The 21,280-nt window shown below is 62.1% G+C and carries 16 protein-coding genes; 7 read left to right on the top strand and 9 right to left on the bottom strand.

What is annotated here, in order from left to right; translation table 11 throughout:
• Positions 1-17: 17 nt before the first annotated feature.
• Genes FJ959_RS30560 through FJ959_RS30580 form a run of 5 tightly spaced genes read right to left on the bottom strand, consistent with a single transcriptional unit; the run spans position 18 to position 6,385 of the window.
• Positions 18-956, bottom strand: coding sequence for an ABC transporter permease (locus FJ959_RS30560; RefSeq protein WP_140500720.1), 939 nt, complete (start codon positions 954-956; stop codon positions 18-20).
• Positions 949-2,031, bottom strand: coding sequence for an ABC transporter permease (locus FJ959_RS30565; RefSeq protein WP_224680353.1), 1,083 nt, complete (start codon positions 2,029-2,031; stop codon positions 949-951). Before FJ959_RS30565 ends, FJ959_RS30560 begins: the two co-directional genes overlap by 8 nt.
• Complete coding sequence (locus tag FJ959_RS30570) at positions 2,028-3,545, bottom strand: ABC transporter ATP-binding protein (protein ID WP_140518204.1); 1,518 nt, start codon at positions 3,543-3,545, stop codon at positions 2,028-2,030. The genes FJ959_RS30565 and FJ959_RS30570 overlap by 4 nt, the downstream gene beginning before the upstream one ends.
• A gap of 29 nt (positions 3,546-3,574) precedes the next feature.
• Positions 3,575-4,588 carry a BMP family protein gene (locus tag FJ959_RS30575; protein WP_140500718.1) on the bottom strand — a complete coding sequence of 338 codons (1,014 nt, stop codon included), beginning with the start codon at positions 4,586-4,588 and terminating at the stop codon, positions 3,575-3,577.
• 15 nt (positions 4,589-4,603) lie between these two features.
• A complete protein-coding gene (locus FJ959_RS30580) occupies positions 4,604-6,385 on the bottom strand; it encodes an adenine deaminase (protein WP_140633772.1) in 1,782 nt (593 codons plus the stop codon).
• A 160-nt stretch (positions 6,386-6,545) separates the two neighbouring features.
• Between FJ959_RS30580 and FJ959_RS30585 the strand changes: the two genes are divergently transcribed.
• Both FJ959_RS30585 and ade read left to right on the top strand, forming a co-directional pair.
• Complete coding sequence (locus FJ959_RS30585) at positions 6,546-7,520, top strand: LysR family transcriptional regulator (protein WP_140500716.1); 975 nt, start codon at positions 6,546-6,548, stop codon at positions 7,518-7,520.
• Positions 7,517-9,316, top strand: a complete 1,800-nt coding sequence (ade, locus tag FJ959_RS30590) for an adenine deaminase (RefSeq protein WP_140633775.1) — start codon at positions 7,517-7,519, stop codon at positions 9,314-9,316. Before FJ959_RS30585 ends, ade begins: the two co-directional genes overlap by 4 nt.
• A gap of 81 nt (positions 9,317-9,397) precedes the next feature.
• On the opposite strand, the gene FJ959_RS30595 is transcribed toward ade, so the two are convergent.
• The 4 genes from FJ959_RS30595 to FJ959_RS30610 all read right to left on the bottom strand — a co-directional run bounded on the left by FJ959_RS30595 (position 9,398) and on the right by FJ959_RS30610 (position 14,336).
• Positions 9,398-10,114 (bottom strand): GntR family transcriptional regulator, encoded by a 717-nt coding sequence (locus FJ959_RS30595; RefSeq protein WP_140633778.1) that lies wholly within the window; start codon positions 10,112-10,114, stop codon positions 9,398-9,400.
• A gap of 156 nt (positions 10,115-10,270) precedes the next feature.
• The gene (locus tag FJ959_RS30600) at positions 10,271-11,746 is read right to left on the bottom strand and encodes an amidohydrolase family protein (RefSeq protein ID WP_140558788.1); all 1,476 of its coding nucleotides are present in this window, start codon (positions 11,744-11,746) and stop codon (positions 10,271-10,273) included.
• Entirely contained in the window at positions 11,736-12,932 is a 1,197-nt protein-coding gene (locus FJ959_RS30605; protein WP_140633781.1) for an amidohydrolase, read from the bottom strand. Before FJ959_RS30605 ends, FJ959_RS30600 begins: the two co-directional genes overlap by 11 nt.
• 33 nt (positions 12,933-12,965) lie before the next feature.
• On the bottom strand, positions 12,966-14,336 hold the full coding sequence (locus tag FJ959_RS30610; RefSeq protein WP_140633784.1) for an amidohydrolase family protein: 1,371 nt from the start codon (positions 14,334-14,336) through the stop codon (positions 12,966-12,968).
• A gap of 158 nt (positions 14,337-14,494) precedes the next feature.
• On the opposite strand from FJ959_RS30610, the gene FJ959_RS30615 reads away from it, so the two are divergent.
• The 5 genes from FJ959_RS30615 (at position 14,495) to FJ959_RS30635 (ending at position 21,257) form a co-directional block, all read left to right on the top strand.
• A complete protein-coding gene (locus FJ959_RS30615) occupies positions 14,495-16,066 on the top strand; it encodes an ABC transporter substrate-binding protein (RefSeq protein ID WP_140567947.1) in 1,572 nt (523 codons plus the stop codon).
• Positions 16,067-16,226: 160 nt separating this feature from the next.
• Positions 16,227-17,192 (top strand): ABC transporter permease, encoded by a 966-nt coding sequence (locus tag FJ959_RS30620; RefSeq protein ID WP_140500709.1) that lies wholly within the window; start codon positions 16,227-16,229, stop codon positions 17,190-17,192.
• Complete coding sequence (locus FJ959_RS30625) at positions 17,192-18,091, top strand: ABC transporter permease (protein ID WP_140518197.1); 900 nt, start codon at positions 17,192-17,194, stop codon at positions 18,089-18,091. Before FJ959_RS30620 ends, FJ959_RS30625 begins: the two co-directional genes overlap by 1 nt.
• Positions 18,091-19,815, top strand: a complete 1,725-nt coding sequence (locus tag FJ959_RS30630; protein ID WP_140633787.1) for an ABC transporter ATP-binding protein — start codon at positions 18,091-18,093, stop codon at positions 19,813-19,815. Before FJ959_RS30625 ends, FJ959_RS30630 begins: the two co-directional genes overlap by 1 nt.
• On the top strand, positions 19,815-21,257 hold the full coding sequence (locus tag FJ959_RS30635; protein ID WP_140633790.1) for an amidohydrolase family protein: 1,443 nt from the start codon (positions 19,815-19,817) through the stop codon (positions 21,255-21,257). The genes FJ959_RS30630 and FJ959_RS30635 overlap by 1 nt, the downstream gene beginning before the upstream one ends.
• Positions 21,258-21,280 lie beyond the last annotated feature (23 nt).

Genomic DNA, 21,280 nt, shown 5'->3' on the forward strand with positions numbered 1-21,280 from the left:
AATGAAAACCGACCACCCTATTCCCGCCTGTACGGCACGCCCAGCATAGCCGGTGCGCTGGTCCGCGAGCGACGGATCATCAACGCAACGATCGCCGCAACATAAGGCATCATCAACATATATTGGTAGGGAATTGCGATACCGACGCCCTGGATTTGCAATTGCAGCGCGTCGAGGAAGGAGAACACCAGAGCCGCCACGAAAATCGGGTAGGGGCGCCATAGGCCGGCGATGACGATGATGATGGCCAGCCAGCCGCGCCCGTTGGTCATGTCCGGCACGAAACGCGCCGCCTGGCCGACGGAGAGAAACGCGCCGGCAACGCCCGCCATCAGGCCGCCGAAGAGCACGGCGGCATATTGCACCGGCGCGACCTTTACCCCCTTAACATCGAGGGCCTTGGGATTGTCGCCGGCGCAGCGCACGATCAGTCCATAACGCGTCCGGAACAGGAAGAGCCATACCGCCGGCACCATCAGAAAGGCTATGTAGGTCAGCACCCGCTGGTCAAACAGGATGGGGCCCAGCACGGGAACATCGCTCAGCCCTGGCACCGGCACATCGGCGAAGAAAGGGATGGTCGGCGTCTTGCCGTCGCCAGCGAAAGCGGAACGCAACCAGTATGTGGAAAGGCCGGCGCCGAGCAGGTTGACGGCAAGACCGGTGACGATCTGCTCTACTTTCAGCGTGATCACCAGCACGGCAAAGACGAGAGCCATCAGCGCGCCGGTAAATCCGGCAGCGAGGACGCCCAGCCATAACGACCCGCTTTCATAGGCGGCGAGATAGCCGGTGAAGGCTCCCATCAGCATCATGCCCTCAAGACCCATATTGTAGACGCCGCTGCGCTCGGCGATAAGTTCGCCAAGTGCGGCGAGCAGGAGCGGGGTGCTGATGCGGATGGTGGCCGCCGCCACACTGACCAGGATTGAGGTTTGAAAGAGTGCGTCAAGCACGGCCGACCCTCCGCAGGCGGAAATTGCACGCTGCCCAGCCAGCTAGGAAGAACAAAAGCAGGATCGCCTGGATGGCGTATATCAGCGCCGAGGGCACGCCGGTCTTGATCTGCATGAGCGTAGCGCCGTTGAGCAACGCTCCGAACAGCACCGAGGCAACGACGACGCCAAGCGGATGCAATTGGCCGAGGATGGCCACGATGATGCCGCTGTAGCCGTAACCTGCTATTACGCCTGCCTTCAGGCGGTAATGGACGCCGTAGACTTCCGTGATCCCCGCGAGCCCCGCAAGCGCGCCGGAAACCAGAAGCACAACTATGACCAGCCTTCGAGTATTGGTGCCCTGTACATCGAGCGCGCGCATGTTGGACCCGGCAGCCTTGATCTCATAGCCCAGCGGTGTGCGCGTCAACAGCATGTGAACCAAGCCAGCCGCCACAATCGCCAGCAGGAAGCCGGAATGCAGGCGTGAACCGGAAAACAGCAACGGAAGCACCGAGCCCGGATCGACCTTCGGCGTCTGTTCGAAGAAGGCGCCCGCCTCGCTCCATGGGCCGCGCAGCAGCAGCAGCGAAAGGACATAGACGATGATGTAGTTGAGCATGACGGTCGAGATCACCTCATCGACCGAGAAGCGGGTCTTCAGCACGCCCGCAAGGCCGGCATAGAGTGCGCCGCCGACAATGCCACCGATTATAACCACAGGAATTTGGATGAAAGGCGAAAATCCGGTGAGATTGTGCTGCGCCCAATAAGCGAACATGGCGCCGGCAAAAACCTGGCCTTCGGCGCCAATGTTCCAGATACGCGCGCGGAAGGCGACACAGGCGGCAAGACCGGTGAAGATCAGGGGCGTTGCCTTGACCAGCGTTTCGCCGGCGGCGCGCAACGAGCCAAAGCTGCCTTTCAGGAGAGCCGTGAAGGCGGCACCCGGGCTGGCGCCCGCGGCGGCGAAAAGCAGACTGCAAACCAAAACCGCCGCGATCGCCGCCAAAGCAAGTGCAACAATGCGCGCGGTCGGCCGCGGTTCCAGCCGGCGCTCGAGGCGCCACTCCACGAGATTGAAATCGGTCACGCCGCAGCCTCGCTCCCATGGCCGGCCATCAGGCTGCCGATTTCGTCATAGGTGGTTTTTTCCGTATCGAGCACCGCAAGGATGCGGCCGCGAAACATCACACATATACGACGGCTGAGAGCGAAAAGATCCTCCAGTTCCTCGCTCGCAAGCAGGATGGCGCAGCCTTCGTCGCGCTTGTGCAGGAGTTGTCGGTAAACGAATTCGATGGCGCCGACATCGAGTCCGCGCGTCGGCTGGTTGCACAGCAGAAGCCGCTTCGCTTTGGCGAACTCGCGGGCGAGGATGACCTTCTGCGCGTTGCCGCCAGACAATTTGCGAGAGGGTGACGACGGCCCGGTTGCGGCAATCGAATAGGCAGCGATGACCATGCGCGCATTTGCGTCGAGCGCCGCGGTGTCGATGAATGGCCCATTGCGCCAGCGCGTTTGCCATTGTTGGCCAAGGACAAGATTCTCGCCGATATCGAGATCGGCAACGAGCCCGTCGCGGAAGCGGTCGCTGGGCACGTAGCCAATGCCTTTCGCAGCAACCGTCGCCGGTGAGTACGCCTGCAGAGTTTCGCCATCGAGCAAGACCGTGCCGCCGTCGGGCGCGGCGAGGCCTGCGAGGCACTCGAACAGCTCGTCTTGGCCATTCCCGGAAACGCCGGCGATGCCGACGATCTCGCCGGCTGCGATGTCGAGCGATGCGTTGTCCAGCACGGGCCTTCCATCGCGCAGGTGCGTGAGCCCACGCACCGAAAGCACCGTCTCGCCGGTCGCTTTCGCATCTGCGGCGCGCGCCGGCGCCGCAACTGAGCGGCCGACCATCATGGTGGTGAGTTGGTCGCGGCTGACGTTCGAGGTTATGACCGTTCCGACCAGTCTGCCCTTGCGCAGCACGCTGACCCGGTCGGATTGCATCACTTCCGACATCTTATGGCTGATCAGCACGACCGACAGATCTTCACTGGTGAGCCGCCGCACGATCGCAAACAGGCGGCGCGATTCCTCGGGCGTCAGCACCGCCGTCGGTTCGTCGAGGATAAGCAGTCTGGCGCCAGTGTAGAGCGCCTTGACGATCTCGACCCATTGCTGTTCGCCGACGGAAAGGTCGCCGACGTGCCGGTGTGGGTTGAGCGAGATGCCGTAGGTGGAGCAGATCGTCTCGATCCTGGAGAGAGCCTCAGCCCGGCCCAGCCGCCAGCCGGAGCCCGTTCCTACCGCCACATTCTCCAGCACAGTGAAGTTGGGCACCAAGACGAAATGCTGGTGCACCATACCGATGCCGGCGCGGATGGCTTCGCCCGGCGAGCCTAGCTGGACGGTCTTGCCGTCCACCCGAATTTCGCCGGCGTCTGGCTGGTAGAGCCCGTAGAGGCAGGACGACAGTGTCGACTTGCCTGCGCCATTCTCCCCCAACAAGCAATGCAATTCTCCGGGCATGACGTCGAGCGAGACGTCGTCATTGGCAGCAAGCGCAGCGAAACGCTTCGTCAGGTGCCGAACCGACAGGCGCGGTATCTTGCTCATCTCGGATCGGCCCGGCACCACCTCCGGCGTCAGTCCGATTTCGGCTCGTTCACATTGAGCTCGATTTTCTTCTTGCCGCCTTGGATGGCCTTGGCCGTTTCAGCCGCAAGCGCCTTTACGTCATCGGGCATTTTGGCTTCCCAGGCAGGATTGAGGATGAGGTCGCCCGAACCCTGCTGCCAGCTGAACCACCTTGGTTCCTTCGGCGCGTCGAATTTGGCGTTCATGGTCTTTGCCTTCCACCATTCATCGATGATCCAATTAATGTGCGGATCCCATTTGACGATGGTGGAGGCGACGATCGACTTCGGCGCCACTTTCGACATGTCCACATAATTGCCGAAGCAGCCTATGCCGCGCTCCTCGCAAACCTCGAAGGCGCCCGACATCTGGTAGATCATGTCCGCGCCGGCGGCGATCTGCGCCGAGGTCGCCTCGTTCGATTTAGCCGGATCGAACCAGGACTGGATGAAGGTGATCTTCTGTTTCACCTTTGGGTTCGCTTCCTTGGCGCCGGTGAAGAAGGCATTGATCTGATCGTTGGTATCTTCGGCCGGGAAGGTGGAGATGGCGCCGATGACATTCGACTTCGTGAGTTTGCCGGCCAGTTGCCCCATCACGTAGGCAGGCTCGTGCGCGTGGACGAATATCCAATAGGCATTGCCGCCGAGTCCGCGATTGCCCGAACCGCTCATGACGAACATCGTATCGGGGAATTCGTCCTTCAGCTTCTCGATCGCATCTGCATAGGCGGTGTCGCCGAACAAGATGTCGTAGTCGCCGGTCTCAGCATAGGTGCGGAACACCTGCTCGGCATTGTCGTAAACGTTCTCGGTATAATTGACCTCGATGTCGAGGCCGTGGGGCTTGGCGGCGATGATCCGGTCCATGGAACTCACGAAGGATGATTCCCACGGTGCTTCCTTGCCCGCCGAAAGAATGCCGGCGATCCTGAGCTTGGTCGGCTCTTCGGCTTGTACGCGGCCGCCCCACAGCCACGTCGCGGCCACGAGCGAAACAGCGACAACAAGGTTTTTCAGCATGGTTCCCTCCCTTTTCTAGCGTTCCCAGTCATGAGGCCGGCTTAACGGATCGACCACCGTCAGGTTTATGCAATCGATCAGGCCGAGATCGGTTATCGCGAAATCGGGTATCGCGGTGATCTGCAGCACGAACATGTACATGAAAGGCCATGGCAGCCTACAGCCGAGCGCGCGCGCGGCGGCGTCGAGCTCCTGCTCTTTCTTCGCCATCTCTGGAGGATCAATGTCCGATACGATTCCGCCGATCGGCAGGGGCAGGAATGACACGATCCGACCGCCGTCCGCCACCGCCTGGCCGCCATTGTTCTCGATAATGTGGTTGATTGCCAACGACATGTCGTGGGGATTGGTGCCCACACAAACGATGTTGTTATCATCAGGCGCCGTCGAAGTGGCGAGTGCGCCGGAGCGCAGTCCGAAGCCTGAAGCGAACGCGACCGGCCGATGGGAAGTGCGGCCGTAGCGTTCGACGACGGTGAGATACTGCACGTCCTGTGATGGATCCGCGTCTATATAGCCGTCGCGGACCGGGAGCACGACATCACGTCGCGTGCGTACGAATATTCTCTCGGGCGTAACGGCGATCGCCAGCACGGCCGCCTTGTCGCCCGCTCCGGGCGCGCGCACCAATAGGTCTTTCTGTGAAACCGGCGCTACCTTGAATGTGTTGGTGACAACGGCGCTGCGGGCAGGCGGCGCAAGATCGTCCACGAGCTTGCCGTCGCGGGCGGCCAGCTTGCCCTTCGCGATGACACCTGAGACATGGAAATCCGCGATATCCTTGACCAGCAGGATATCGGCGGCGAGCCCGGGCGAGATCGAGCCGACCTTCTGGCCGATGCGCAGCGCCTCGGCGCCGTTGATGGTCGCCATCTGGATGGCGGTGAGCGGCGGAACTCCCATCGCGACCGCCATGCGGATCATGTTGTCGAGGTGGCCGCGGGCCAGGATATCCGAGGCGACCACGTCATCGGTGCAGAAGCTGACCCGGCTCGTCGCGGCTATTCCCATCTCGGTGACCATCCGCAGGTTCTCTTCGAGAAAATGGGAGATCGAAGATTCGCGAATGACGACATGCATGCCTTTGCGCAGCTTCTCCAGCATCTCGTCCGCCGTGTAGCTCTCGTGGTCGGAGCGCACTCCGGCCTGCAGGTAGCTGTTCAATCGATTGCCGCGACACATCGGCGAGCAGCCGAGAATCGGCAGACGGCTCTTTTCGGCGATCTCGACCGCCTGCAGAACGTGCTCATCCATCGTGTCGACGAACTCGCGCACCGTCTCCCATATGCCGATGCATTCCGGCCAGGAATGGGTGGCGCGGTGATCGTCCGGTCCGAAATAATAGCCGACGTTGGAGCGAGGCAGTGTGTAGGGCGTCTTGCATGGTGCGCCCCAGAAGATCTTGAGAGGGGTTGCCTTGGCCTCGTCGAGGAATTCGCGGGCGCCTTCCAGGCCGGACACCACGAGGATCTGGTCGAGGCCCGACACAATCGAAGTGGTGCCGAGCGGCACCACCGCCTTGGCGAAGCTAGTTACCGACATCTTGGAACATTCAACGTGGAGGTGGCCGTCTATCAGGCCAGGGCAGAGGAAATAACCAGTAGCATCGATCATCTCGGTCTCGGGGCCGCGGTACTCCGAGACGTCTCCGACAGCGACGAGGCGATCCTTGTAGACGGCGACGTCGGCCGGATAGATCTCACCCGAAGCGACGTTGACTAGTGTGCCGCCGGTGACGATGAGAGTCGATTTATGCTCGGCGCGACCAGCACGGATGAATTCGCGTATGTCGGACAAATTCATCTCCGCTCGTGTGGCCTCGCTCGGGCTTGGGACCAAGCTTGTCTGCGCCAAAAATCCCACCTTGCGCGCTCTGATCCTGTCGTATTAGGGTCGTCCATGCAAATGGCAGTTTCTGGCTAGTTCTGGACGCACCGTTCAAATTCTTGGACGATCGATGGATTTTGAAGCGATCGATTATTTTATCAAAGTGGCGGAGGCGCAGTCGCTCTCGCACGCCGCGAAACTGTATGGACTGCCCAAGTCCAGCCTCAGTCACAAAGTGCGCGCGTTGGAGGATTCGCTCGGTGTCGCACTGTTTGTGCGCGACGGTCGGGAACTGCATTTGAGCGATGCCGGGGCCGAGTTCCTCGACCATGCGCAACGCATCAAGGAAAGTTGCGAAGGAGCCAAGGCGGCGATCGCCGAGGCGGGCCACGATATCGCCGGCACGCTGACGATCGGCTCGACCGGCGAGTTCGGCACTTCCTTCACCTCGGAACTGCTGTTCGCCTTCCGTCAACAGTATCCGCAGGTGAATGTCGACGTGATCTTCCTTTCGCTCGGCTATTTCCTGGCGCCCGAAAAGCACCAGCCTTTCGACGGCATATTCCATTGGGGCGAGCCGGCGAACTCAGACTACATCGCTCGCAAGCTCGGGGAGGCTTCCTTCTGTCTCTACGCCAGCCCGCGCTACATTGAGCAATTCGGGGAACCGTCGACGCCCGCAGACTTGGCGGGCCATGGGGCCGTCGCCTTCCGCCGCCCGAGCGGCGTGCAATCCTGGCATCTCGAGCGCGGCGCGGAAACGGTCGACTTCATGCCGACCGCGCAGTGCATGGCGAACGACTACTGGATGCTGAAATACTTCGCCGTAGCCGGCGAGGGTATCGTCTATCTGCCAGCCTTCTTCACCGAGATCGAGTGCAAGAACGGCGATCTGGTGCCGGTGCTCCCGCAATGGCGCTCGCCACTGGTTCCAATCAATCTGCTCTACATGCGACGCCGGTATGTGTCGCGTAAGTTCGCCGCTTTCCTTGATTTCTGCCTGGACTATTACCGCCAGCGCGCCGCTTACAGTTCGCCAAGATATTGCGTCGAGGTCGTGCGGCCCTTTGCGGGCGCGCGCGCCGGGGGAGAAAACAACAGATGATCCAGAGCTGGTTCGAATGCGCGCCGCAGTTGGTTGATGTCGCCATGGGACGCACGCCGGCCGACATGGTGGTCCGGAACGTGCGCTGGGTGAATGTCCATTCGGGCGAGATCATCCCCGCGACGGACATTGCCATCGCGGTCGGCCGCTTCGCCTTCGTCGGCCCGAATGCCGACCATGCCGTGGGCCCCGAGACGCAGATTATCGACGGAGAGGGCCGCTACGCGCTGCCGGGGCTGTGCGATGCGCATATGCATGTCGAGAGCGGCATGGTTACCGTTACCGAGTTCGCGCGTGCGGTCATCCCGCATGGCACCACCTCGATGTTCATCGACCCGCACGAGATCGCCAACGTCCTAGGGATGCCGGGCGTCAAGCTGATGCACGACGAGGCTGCCGGACTGCCGATCAATGTGTTCGTGCAAATGCCGAGCTGCGTGCCGAGCGCTCCGGGCCTCGAGAACGCGGGTGCCAGCCTCGGTCCCGCCGACGTGCGTGAGGCGATGTCGTGGCCGAACATCGTCGGCCTCGGCGAGATGATGAACTTTCCTGGGGTGGTCGCCGGAAATGGCGACATGCTGGCCGAGATCGCTGCCACTCAGGCGGCAGGCAAGACGGTGGGCGGCCACTATGCCTCGAAGGATCTCGGTCTGCCCTTCCATGCCTATGTCGCCGCCGGTCCGTCCGACGATCACGAAGGCACCAGCCTGGCCGACTGCGTTGCGCGGGTGCGCCAGGGCATGCGCGCCATGTTACGGCTTGGCTCCGCCTGGTACGACGTCGCCGCGCAGATCAAGGCGCTGACCGAGCTCAGCCTGGACTCGCGCAATTTCGTGCTGTGTACCGACGACAGCCATTCCGGCACACTAGTCAATGACGGCCATATGAACCGCGTTGTGCGCCATGCCATCGCCCAGGGATTAAAGCCGATCACCGCGATTCAGATGGCCACCCTGAATACTGCTCAGCATTTCGGCATGGAGCGTGAGCTTGGCTCGATAACGCCCGGGCGGCGCGCCGACCTGGTTTTGACCTCCGATCTCACCGAACTCCCGGTCGAAACCGTCATCGCACGCGGCTGTGTGGTGTCGAACGACGGCAAGCTCGTCGCCGACATCACGCCCTACGACTATCCCGCCTCGACCAAGAACACGGTTCGCTTGGGCAAGAAGCTCTCAGCGGCGGACTTCGACATCGTGGCGCCCGAGGGTGCGAACCAGGTCATGGCGCGGGTCATCGGCGTGCTCGAGAACCAGGCACCGACCCGTGCCCTGGAGGCTTCGCTCGGCGTCTTGAATGGTATCGTTCAGATGGATCGGACCGGTGACGTCTGCCAGATCGCGCTGGTGGAACGGCATCACGGCACGGGAAAGGTCATCAACGCGTTTGTTTCCGGCTTCGGTTACGACAAACCATGCGCCATCGCCAGCACCGTCGCCCATGACAGTCATCACATGATCGTGGTGGGTACCGACAAGAACGACATGGCGCTGGCGGCGAATCGGCTGGGACAGGTCGGCGGAGGCGTCGTGCTGTTCAGCGAAGGACGCGAACTTGCGCTTGTCAGGCTGCCGATCGCCGGACTGATGTCTGACCAGCGCGCCGAGATCGTGGCAGAAGAAGCCAATGGCCTGATCGCGGCGATGCTTGCCTGCGGATGCGCCCTCAATAATGCCTATATGCAGCACTCTCTGCTGGCGCTTGTCGTCATCCCGGAATTGCGCATCTCCGACATCGGACTGATCGATGTGTTGAAGTTCCAGCCGACCGAAGTGCTGGTCGCCACGACCGCATGAGGAGGCGGATTTAACCTGACATCACCTTCGTCCTGATTATTTTCGGGTCACTCCTCGTCTCTTCGGCATTCATCCAATAAATCATAGCCCTTCCTCCCGCGCATAGGCAGCAAGAAGGTCCGGAAAGTCATTTTCGGGTTTCGCTTTCAGCAGCGCACGTGTGGTGATTGCATCAATATGATGGTCCATCAAGGCAGCAGCCTTGTTCCGGTCGGCCGCGGCCAGGGCGGCAATGATCTCGTGATGCTCGGATACGGCACAGTCGGACGAATGCGGCCGTCCGTAGAGCGACAGGATGAGCGATGAACGCGAAACGAGTTCCGTGACATAGCGCAGCAACAGTTCGTTTCCGGTCAGCGAGGCAAGCAGCACATGAAATTCGCCGGCCAGCTGAATCGAGGACGCGGCATTGTTGGCTTTGGCCATCTCTTCCGCGTCGACATGAGCTTCGAGCTGTTTGATCTTTTGCGGCGTCAGCTTGCCGATCAGCTTGCCGACCACCAGCGCTTCAAGCGCCCGCCGCACCTCGAATATATTGTGGCCTTCCTCCAGGCTCGGCTGCGCGACGCAGGCACCCTTGTGCGGGCGCAATTCGACCAGGCCTTCGCCGTTCAGTCTTGCCAGCGCCTGCCTGACAATGGTGCGGCTGACGCCCAGCCGCTCGCCGATCGAATCCTCAGGCAGCTTTGTTCCCGCGGTCAGCGCCTGGTCGAGTATGACGCGCTTCAACGTGCGATAGACCGCGTCGGACTTGGATACGGCGGATTTCGGATTTTTATTGCGAATGTTGATTGTCATGACCGATCCTGAAAATTCATATCCAAGCACACAAGAAGAAAAGCATTCGCAAAGCCGGAGTTTAGAGATGCAAACGGCCCGGCGTCGAGGGCCAATGCCGTCGGCTCGCGTGCCATCAAGGTTTATTCCAATCGTTGTGTGTCGTTTCTGGAGCCCTCATGCCATGAACATCCGATAGCTGGGAGGGAAAATCTCGGCGACCGTCGGATGTCGCCAGGTGCGTTGCGGATAACGCTGGACAAGCCGTTCGAACTGGGCCTGTGCGCGCTGGTGGGCTGCATCGAGATCGAAACCCGGAATGGTTCGGGCGCTCATCACGGTGCGCCCGTCAATGATGACCGTGTGCACATCGCGTCCGCTTGCGGACGTCGTCAGGCAGGCGATCGGATCGAGGACCTGTCCCAGATGGTTGCCGGACAGGTCGAACACGACGATGTCGGCGGCTGCTCCCGCCTGCAAACGTCCCAGGTCCGACCGGCCGAGCGCGTCGGCGCCGCCAATCGTTGCCGCGTCATAGAGATCGGCTGATTTCGGCGTCTCCAGATTGCCCGCCATGACGCGGCCGAGCATCAGGCCGACCTGCATGTTCTGCACCATGTCGGGTGGCCAGGTGTCCGTGCCCATGCCGATGCGCAGACCCTGGCCGCGAAGGCGGGCGAAATTGTCGAGCGCCGCGCCATGCCGCGCCATCACCAGCGGGCAATGCACCAATGTGGCACCCGAACCGGCGATGATTTCGAGATCATCGCCGTCGGCGTGGGTGCCATGCGGCAACAACGCTCTTTCGCTGAGAAAGCCGATGTCCTGGAGCCAGCGGGCGGATGTCGTGCCGAACCGGCGACGCACTGTCTCGATCTCGAATGAAGACTGGCAGCAATGCAGACGGACCGGCACGCCGAGGTCTCGCGCGGCATTGGCGGTCCTGCGCAACAGGTCGGCGGTCCAGAACTCGACACGGTCCGGTGCAAGCATGGTTCGCACCAATCCGCCGAAGCCCCCTTCGTGCTCCAGGCAAAAGGCAACGGCCCCGTCCAGACCCTCCGCGCCGCGCTCTTCGTCCACCTCGACGACGATGCCGCCATCCGCTTCGATGACGGAATGGCCGGCGCGAAAGGCAGGCCCGAGATAGACGCGAAGGCCCAACTCTGCGGCGCTTTCGGCGGCGGATGCGAATTCGTCCGATGTCTCGTTCCATGCACGATAAAACAGCGATGCGATCGGCAATGCAGTAGTGATGCCGTTGCGGATGAGTTGCGCGAAGGCATAGTGTTTTTGAAACGTCAGCTCCTCGCGCGCCAGCATTTCTACCGGCCCGGCTTCCACATAGTCGCGCGGCCAGACGCGGCCCTTCTTCCAGCCGGGTTGATGATCGAGGCCGAGCACGCCCGTATCCAGGTCCGAAAGCGCATCCAGATCGATGAAACCCGGGCCGATCAGCGCCCTGCCATGATCGATCCGCCGCTTTACAGGCCCGCCGTAGCGATGGCCGACGAAGACGATCCTGCCGTTCTCATGGACGACCTCGCCATTCTCCAGAAGGACATGGCGCCCGTCCCGGTGGCCGACAACCCATCGTGCGGTGAGCAGGACGGGTCCGTCGTCACGCTGGTTCGTCCGACGACTATGCGACATCGGGCAGATCTCCGGCCAGCGCACCGTCACGCACGAGCACGCGGCCGCCGCGGATGACCGTGCGCTTCCGTGGGGTCAGGGCCACGGCTTCCGCCAGGGTCCGCGCGCAAACCAGCACGACATCGCCGTGGCAACCGGGCGAAAGCCCATAATCCGTCAGGCCGATACCTTGCGCGCCGCCAAAGGTGCAAACGCGCGCCGTCTCTTCCAGATCGGCATCGTTGGTCATGCCGTTGCGCTGCGCAAGATATTTGGCCCGCTCCAGCATGTCGCCATTGCCCCATGGCTCCCAGGTGCCCTGGATGCCGTCGGAACCGGATGCCACGACGAGGCCGGACTGGCGCATCATGCGCAGCGGAACCGCCGGCGCGGATGGGCTGCCGACCGTCATGACGGCGATGTCTTCAGCCGCCAGCGCGTCGATCAACGTGTGCTGCCTATGCGTGTCCAGCATGCCGAGACAATAGGCATGGCTCACCATGACGCGGCCCTGAAGGGAGAGCGCCTTGGTCCGTTCGACGATCAGCTCAAGGCAGAAGGCGCCCAATTCTCCCGGTTCGTGCAGATGAATGTCGACCGGCTTGCCGTATCGATCCGCGAGCGCGAAGATTGCATCCAGGTGGCGAACCGGATCCCGCTCGATCGTTGCCGGGTCGATGCCGCCGACAATATCGGCCCCCGCCTTCAATGCGTCCTCCATCAGCGCCTGCGTGCCTTCGCGTCCCAGCATGCCGCTTTGCGGGAAGGCGACGACCTGCACGTCGACCAATCCCTTGAAGGCTTCGCGCGTTGCAACGACACCCTCGATGTTGGTAATGCCGATTTCCGTATCCACATCGACATGGCTGCGGATATGCGTCACGCCGAAAGCCAGCGTCTGCACGATCTGACGCGCCGATTGCCTGCGCGCATCGATGCCGAGTTCCCGCTTGGCCTTCCTGTCGGCCAGGATCCTGTCGTTGCGCGTGGGTCCCACACGGTTCTGAAACCAGTCCATGCCGACAAGCGTCTTATCGAGATGCGTGTGCGCCTCGACCAGGCCGGGCAGGGCAACCTGTCCAAGCCCGTCGATTTCGTGCGCCGCTTTCCCGCTGGTTGCTTGCGCGAACCGACCGTCGCGAATGTAGAGGTCCGTGACAGCGCCGCCCAAGGGCCTGACATCGCGAATGAGAAGGTCTTCGGTCATCTGGGTCTCCCTGTTTGCGCCCCGGAACTCGGCCTATGCCAGCCCGGCGCGTTTCATCATCAGATGGAAGGCTCCTTCGGCGCGATCCAGAATGGCGTCTTCATCGTGATCGACGAGGCGGCGTCCACGCATGAGGACACGCCCGTCGACGATCGTCGTGTCAACATCCGCGCCGTTGGCGAAGCGTGCCAGCCGCTGCGCGGGGTGCGCCGGCGGCCACAGATGCGGCTGGCGCATGTTGACCAGGATGATGTCGGCGCGCTTGCCCGGTTCCAGCGAGCCGATTTTGTTCTCCATCGACAGGGCACGCGCGCCCTCGATGGTCGCCATCTCCAGCAATTGCATCGGCGGCAGGACCGCATCGTCCCTGAAGTGCCGGGCATGATAGCGGTGCGCCTGGAACATGTTGCGGAACATGTCGAAAGAGCGATCGGGCGCCGCCGCGTCGGTGCCGAGCGACACGGTGACACCCCTTTCCATCAGTTCCGTCGCCGGACAACGGCCCGAGACCGACATCAGAGCACTTGGATTATGCGCCACCTTGGCGTGGCTGCGTTTCAGCGCGGCGATGTCTGCCTCGGTCAGTTCGATGCAGTGCGCCAGCAGCGAATGCTCGTCGAACAGATCCAGCCGTTCCGCATTGGCGGCGATGGAACCGTCGCGATGGCCATCCTGGATGAACAGCACGTTTTTTGCGCGAGCAAGGTCGCGAGCATTGCGGGACAGATTGTATACCGTTTGTTCGTCAAGTTCGCGCCGAGTGAACACCGGGAGAGAGACCGCAATCCGCACGCGGCCATCGCGACCAGCCCAATCATCGATGATTTCCGCGCACACTGCCAACTGGGTTTCCGGCGAAATGGTGATTTCGACAGACGGAACGTATGCGTGGTCCCGATAGACATGGGACGAGGTCGGCCGGTTCGGCCCGACGGCGAGTATCTCGCGCACTCCCATTTCGGCGATGGCGGCAAGATGTGCCCGTGCTGCCCCCGGCGCCTCGGTGCGCATGATGTCCGGCCCGCCGCCAAACAGCAGGGCAGCGGTGGTCGTTCCGCATTTTATGCGCTCAAGGGCCGACAATGTGGCCTCGGCTGCCCAGAATTCCGTATCCGACGCCTCTGCATAGATACGCCCCGCGATAGTCATCCAGGCTTCGGAATCGTCTCCCAGGCCTTTGGTCAGCATGTGACCCGCATGCGCGTGCGTGTCGACGAGACCCGGCATGACAACCATTCCCGAAGCATCGATGCGCGCCACCTTCTGATCTGTGGCGGGGGCCGCGCCGTCGCCGGCGGTGACGATCCGGCCATCCTCCACCAGGACATGACCCCTCGAGAAAATCCGGCGCCCCGCATCCATGGTGACGATGACACCGTTTTCTATCAGCAAGGCCTGGGTCATTCGGAATCCCTTTTCGGAACGGTCACTTGAGCGGTTTTGCACATGAGAAACGAAATCGAACATGCCTGCCTTGATATTGTGCACAATGTGTGTACGATATCAACGGGGATAAATGGTATCCAATAGATTGGAAATTTCGTATACAATGGGAGAAGAAAATGAGAAAATGCGTTAGGGTCCTGCTCGCCGGACTTGCGATGGTGATGTCGGTGACAGCGCCTTCGCTTGCACAGACACTGCGCTGGTCATCGGCCGGCGACGTCATTTCGTACGATCCGAATGCCCAGGTCGACAGTTTTACCCAGAGCGTCCAGAACATGGTGTTCGACGGGCTGGTGCGCCGCAACAAGGAAATGGCTATCGAGCCTGCGCTTGCGACCTCCTGGGAGATCGTCTCGCCGACGCGCTGGCGCTTCAAGCTGCGGCAGGGCGTCAAGTTCCACGAAGGTCAACCCTTCAATGCCGACGATGTCGTCGCCACCATCCAACGTCAGATCGATCCCGGCGCGCGCAACCGAGAAAACCTCTCCGCCGTAACCGGCGTCGAGAAGGTCGACGACTACACGGTCGACCTGATCCTGCGCGGACCCTATCCGCTGCTCCTGAACGATCTCGTCGCCATCTACATGATGAGCAAGCCATGGATGGAGGAGCACAATGCCCTCAAGCCCGGCAATGCCTCGACGGGGGTCGTCACCTACGCCAGCAATCATGCCAATGGCACCGGCGCGTTCAAGCTGGTCAGCTACGAGCCGGACTCGCGCTCGGTCTTCGCCGTCAACAAGGAATGGTGGGACAAGCCGCAGCACAATCTGACGGGGGTGGAATTCCGCCCGATCGCTTCGAACGCCACGCGCGTCGCGGCACTGCTTTCGGGCGAACTGGACATGATCGCGCCGGTTCCGTTGCAGGACATCGACCGGGTCGCCAACACCGCCGGCCTGAAGGTTGTGGAGAACCCGTCGCTGCGCGAGATCTTTCTCGGCTTCAGCTTCCGGCCGGAACTTCATGCAGCGCCCGGCAAGCCCAATCCGCTGCTGAACGTGAAAGTGCGCCAGGCGCTTTGGCACGCGGTCGACCTGAACACGATCCAGAAGCGTTTGATGCGCGGAAAGTCGCGCACCTCCGGCATGCTGGTCGCGCCACAGGTCACCGGCTACGATCAGTCGATCGACGTAGCGCTGGACTATGATGTCGCGAAGGCGAAATCCATGCTGGCGGAAGCCGGCTATCCCGACGGCTTCAAGGTTGGACTGGCCTGTTCCAACGACCGCTACATCGCCGACGAACAGATCTGCCTGGCAATCGCGTCGATGTGGGCCAAGATCGGCGTCGAGGCCGACGTGCACGTCGAAAGCAAGACGACCTATTTCCCTCGAATGGATAAGGGCGATCTCGATATCTATATGCTCGGGTGGGCCTCGCTACCGCCGATGGATGGCTACAGCGTGCTGCAAGCCTTGCTGGCGACCAATGACGGCAATTATGGCGGCAGCAACCCCAACGGGCTTTCCAACGCCAAGATCGACGAATTGGCCCGTTCGGCATCGACCGAACTCGACGAGGCCAAGCGGGTGGATATGCTGAAGGCGGCCTTCAAGATCACGCATGATGAGGCCCTCTATCTGCCGCTGCACCAGCAGCCGGTCGCCTGGGCGATGAGCGACAAGGTCGACATGCCGCAATTCCCCGACGAGTATGTGCGTCCCTGGTTCGCGCATATGAACTAGGAAAACGCGCCGGTAAGGCGTGCCCGCGCTTGCGAGGGAGCTTTCGCGGACACGCCTGACTCCGTTGGAGCGCCTGCTATCCGTGGTGGATCGCGAGCTGCTCCAGCGGTGGCGCAAGCCCCGCCTGTCTCGATCCGCGCTTCTTGAAAGGTTTTTCCTGATGATCCGGATTCTATCGGTGCGGCTGTTGCAGGCCATCCTCGTGATGGTTGCCGTAACCGCCATCGCCTTCATCATGTTCCGTTTCGTCGGCGATCCGGTCGCCACGATGGTGCGCGAAGGCGCGAGCCAGGCTGAGAAGGATGCCTTGCGCGTCGCTCTCGGACTCGACAGGCCACTTTTCGTACAGTTTCTCGAATTCGTCGGGCGCGCGCTTCATGGCGACCTCGGCACCAGCTTTCGCTACCAGGAGCCTGTCGTCAGCCTGCTGTTGACCAGGCTTCCCGCAACGCTGGAACTGGTCGTGGTCGCGACCCTCCTGTCGCTGTTCATCGGCATCCCGACGGGGGTTCTCTGCGCCCTGAAGCCGAACGGCTTTCTGTCGCGGCTGATCCAGTCGCTGACCCTCGTCGGGATATCCATGCCGACATTCGTCACCGGCCTGCTGCTCATCCTGATCTTCGCCGTCAGTCTGCGCTGGCTGCCGTCCTCGGGGCGTGGCGAGCTTGTCGATCTCGGCTTCTGGAAGACAGGCTTCCTGACGGCCTCCGGCCTCAAATCGCTGATCCTGCCTTCGATCACACTGGCGCTGTTCCAGTTGACGCTGATCATGCGCCTCGTGCGCTCCGAGATGATCGACGTGCTCTCTTCGGACTATGTCCGCTTCGCCTTCGCGCGCGGTCTGCCCCGCCGCTACATCTACGGCCGTCTGGCGCTGCGCAATGCCTTGATGCCGGTCGTGACCGTCACCGGGCTGCAGATCGGACAACTCATCGCCTTCGCCATTGTCACCGAAACCGTCTTTCAGTGGCCGGGCATGGGGCTGCTTTTCACCAACGCCGTCGGCTATCCGGACATCCCCGTCCTCGCGGCCTATCTGCTGTTCGTCGGCTTCCTGTTCGTCGTGATCAACATGGTCGTCGACATGCTCTACGCATTGATCGATCCGCGGCTGAGGACAAAATGATGGCAACGCAGGTATCTCTGTCGCGCAGGCTTCCTCCCATCTCGGTCATGATCGCCGGCTTGATCCTGGTGACCATGCTGGTGCTGGTGATCTTCGCTCCGTTGATCGCACCCATCGATCCGCGCGATGTCTCCTCATATTCGCTGATCGACATGGAAATCCCGCCCGTGTTCATGGACGGTGGCGATCCGCGCTTCCTGCTGGGCACCGACAATCAGGGACGCGATCTGGTCTCGGTCATCCTCTTCGGCCTGCGCATATCGATGCTGATCGGCGCCGGGGCGGTATTGTTGGCCGCTGCCATAGGCGTCACACTGGGATCGATAGCCGGCTATTTCGGCGGTATCATCGACAGCATCGTGATGCGGATCGCCGATGTTCTGGTGAGCTTTCCGACGATCCTCGTCGCGCTTCTGATCAGCGGCATAGCCCGCGCGCAATTGAGCGCCGATACGGTCTCGAGCTGGGCACCGGTCATCCTGATCTTCGCGATCGCCGTCAACGAATGGGTGCAATATGCCCGCACCGTGCGGGCCTCCAGCATGGTGGAAATTTCCCGCGACTATGTACGAGCCGCCAAGGTCATCGGTCTTCCCTCCCGCCGCATCATGATGCGGCACATCCTGCCCAACGTGATGAGCTCCGTCATGGTGATCGCCACCATCAATCTGGCGGGCGCGATCCTGACCGAGGCGACCCTGTCGTTCCTCGGCGCCGGCATGCCGGCCACCTATCCCTCGCTCGGCACGCTGATCCGCATCGGCAACGAGTTCCTGTTCTCTGGCCTGTGGTGGATCGCCGTTATGCCCGCCGTCGTGCTGGTCGTCCTGGTTCTGGCAGTCAACATAATCGGCGATTACCTGCGCGATCGCTTCAACCCCAAACTGATGGCGAACTGATGGAAAACACAACGCCACACGCACTCGACATCAGGAATCTGCGGGTCGAATATCCGCTTGCCAACGGCAGCATTCTCGCTGCCGTCGATGACATCGACCTGACGATCCGGCCCGGCGAGATACATGCACTGGTGGGAGAATCCGGTGCGGGAAAAACCACCGTCGGCAATGCGCTGATGGGCTTGTTGCAGGCTCCCGGCAGGATTGCTTCCGGCACCATCACCATAGCGGGCAAGCCGATCGACATCCGAACCGGCCGCACCAAGGGGATCATTCCAGGCCGTGACGTCGGCGCGATCTTTCAGGATCCGATGACAAGCCTGAACCCGCTTTTCACCGTGGAAAGCCAGTTGTGCGAAGGCATGCTGGCGCATCTGAAGATCGGGCGCCGCGAAGCCAGGGCCCGCGCGCTCGAATTGATGAGAGCCGTCGGCATTCCCGAGCCGGAACGCCGGCTGGGCAACTATCCGCATCAATTGTCGGGCGGCCAACGCCAGCGTGTCGTCATCGCCACCGCACTTGCCTGCGACCCAAGGCTGATCGTCGCCGACGAGCCGACGACGGCGCTCGACGTGTCGGTGCAAGCGCAAATCCTCAAGTTGATCCGCGAACTTGCCGATGATCGCCGCGTCGGCGTCCTGCTGGTTACCCACAATATGGGCGTGGTTGCGGAAATTGCCGACCGGGTCACGATCATGCAGAACGGTTGCGTGGTCGAGAGTGGATTGACACGCGATGTGCTGACGGCGCCCAAGGCGCCTTACGCGCGCACGCTGATCGCCGCCGTTCCGCCGATCGACATTCGCCTTGACCGTCTGCCGGTCCCAAGCGAGGAAACGAAGACGACACTGGAGGCGCGCGAAGCCGTGCGCTCCAAGAACACCGGCACCGCTGCGGGGCGCAACGGCGAAGCCGCGCTGACTGTACGCAATCTTTGCGTGGAATACGGCCAGCGCTCGTTCATCCCGGGCCGCAAGGCATCGGTCTTCAAGGCCGTGAAGGACGTCTCCTTCGAGGTGCGCCGCGGCGAAATCTTCGGGCTTGTCGGCGAGTCCGGTTGCGGCAAGACCACGGTCGCGAACACCATTGCCGGTCTCGTGGCGCAGAGTTCGGGAACCATAGATTTTCAGGGCACGGCATTGGCTGCCCATCGCGACAAGACCGTGCGCCAGTCACTCCAGATGGTGTTCCAGGACCCGTATTCGGCCCTCAATCCAAGGCTGCGGATCAATTCGGCGATCGCGGAGCCAATCCTGTTCTACAAGCTTGCCTCCAGCGCGGCGGAAGCGCGGTTGGACGCCGAGACATTGCTCGAGGCGGTGGGCCTGCCGGCGCAGGCCGGCTCTCGGTTTGCCCATGCCTTTTCAGGCGGCCAGCGCCAGCGCATCGCGATTGCAAGGGCGCTCGGCCCTCGGCCATCGCTGCTGATCTGCGACGAGCCGACATCGGCGCTCGACGTGTCGGTGCAGGCGCAAATTCTCAACCTGTTGAAGGACCTACGAGATCTTGCCGGGCTGTCGATGCTGTTCATCAGCCACGACCTCGCGGTGATACGGCAGATGTGCGACCGGGTCGCCGTGATGAAAGGCGGCGAGATCGTCGAACTCGCGGATACCGAAACATTGTTCTCCGCGCCCACTCACGAATACACGCGCGAACTCCTGCGCCTCGCGCCTTCGCTCGACCGCATCCTTTGCAGCGAAAAAAGAGAAGCGAGCCTGTGATGGCAGACATTCTGATCAGAAACGGCACCGTCATCGCTGTCGATCCCGATCGGCGGATCATTCCCGATGGCGCCGTAGCCATCGAGGGAGACCGCATCGTGGCCGTCGGCGCTTCGCAAGACGTGGCGCGGGACCATCCGGCGCGCGAGACGATCGACGCCCGCGGCATGGCCGTCATGCCAGGCTTCGTCGACAGCCACGCCCATGCCGGGCACGGGCTGATCAAGACGATGGGCGGCGGCCGCAGCGACCTCTGGTACAGGGCATGCCAAGGTGCCTATACGGTGGGTTCGACGCCGGAATTCTGGCATGCGGAGGCGCAGCTTGCCGCGCTGGAACGCCTGCGTTTCGGCGTGACGACCGGCGTGTCCTTGCTGGGCGGCGGCGATTCGGTCATGCGCACCGACGATCCGGCCTATGGCAACGCCCATATGGAAGGCGTGCTTGGCATCGGCACGCGCTCCGTGGTCGCCGTCGGCACCACGCGCACGCCGCACCCCCTGACCTATGCACGTTGGGAAGGCGCCAGCCGTGCCGATTATCCAGTGTCGTTCGACCAGCAGCTTGCCACCTCGCAAAAGCTGGCCGACCGCTGGCACGGCACCCACGAGGATCGTCTGCATCTCGCCCTGCTGACGCCGACCATGCATCAGGAACATCTTGATGGTCCCGGGGCAGGGGACGCCATCGCGCAATCGCGCAAGGTCAGGCAGATCGCCGAACAGCGCGGCCTGATCTTCACCCAGGATGGTCATACCAAGGGCAGCGTGAAGATCGCCAGGGAGATCGGCATTCTGGGGCCGCGCACACTGCTGTCGCATGCGACCGCCCTGACTGATGAGGAAATAGCGATCTGCGCCGAAACCGGCACGAGCATCGTGCACAATCCGAGCGCCGTGGCCGCCATTCTCGCGCGCTGCCCGGTCACGGAACTTCTCGATGCCGGCGTCGTGGTGGCCATCGGCTCCGATGCGACGGCGCCGGACCGCTCCGCGGACATGTTCCGTCACATGCAGCAATGCATGCACTATCATCGCACCCATTTCCACGATCCGAGTTGGCTTCCGCCGGGCAAGACGCTGGAGATGTGCACCATCGACGGCGCGCGTGTCCTGGGCCTCGACCATCAGGTCGGATCGCTGGAGCCGGGCAAGAAGGCCGACGTCATTCTGGTCGACTTGCGGCGCCCGCATCTCTACCCGGCCAACATGCCGGAATTCCGTGTCACCTATTTTGCCAACGGCAACGACGTCCACACCGTGCTGGTCGGCGGACGCGTGCTGTTGCGCGACCGCAAGCCGGTTCATGTCGATCAGGATGCCGTGCTCGATGCTGCGCAACGGGAGACGGAACTGATGATTGAGCGGCTGGGCCTGCGCGATCTGCTCAGGACCCCGGACCGGTTCTGGCGGCACAGCCGCGACACGGATCTGATCGGATAGGCTTCAATATCGAGACAGTCCCA

The organism is Mesorhizobium sp. B2-2-4, assembly GCF_006442375.1.
Classification (GTDB): Bacteria; Pseudomonadota; Alphaproteobacteria; order Rhizobiales; family Rhizobiaceae; genus Mesorhizobium.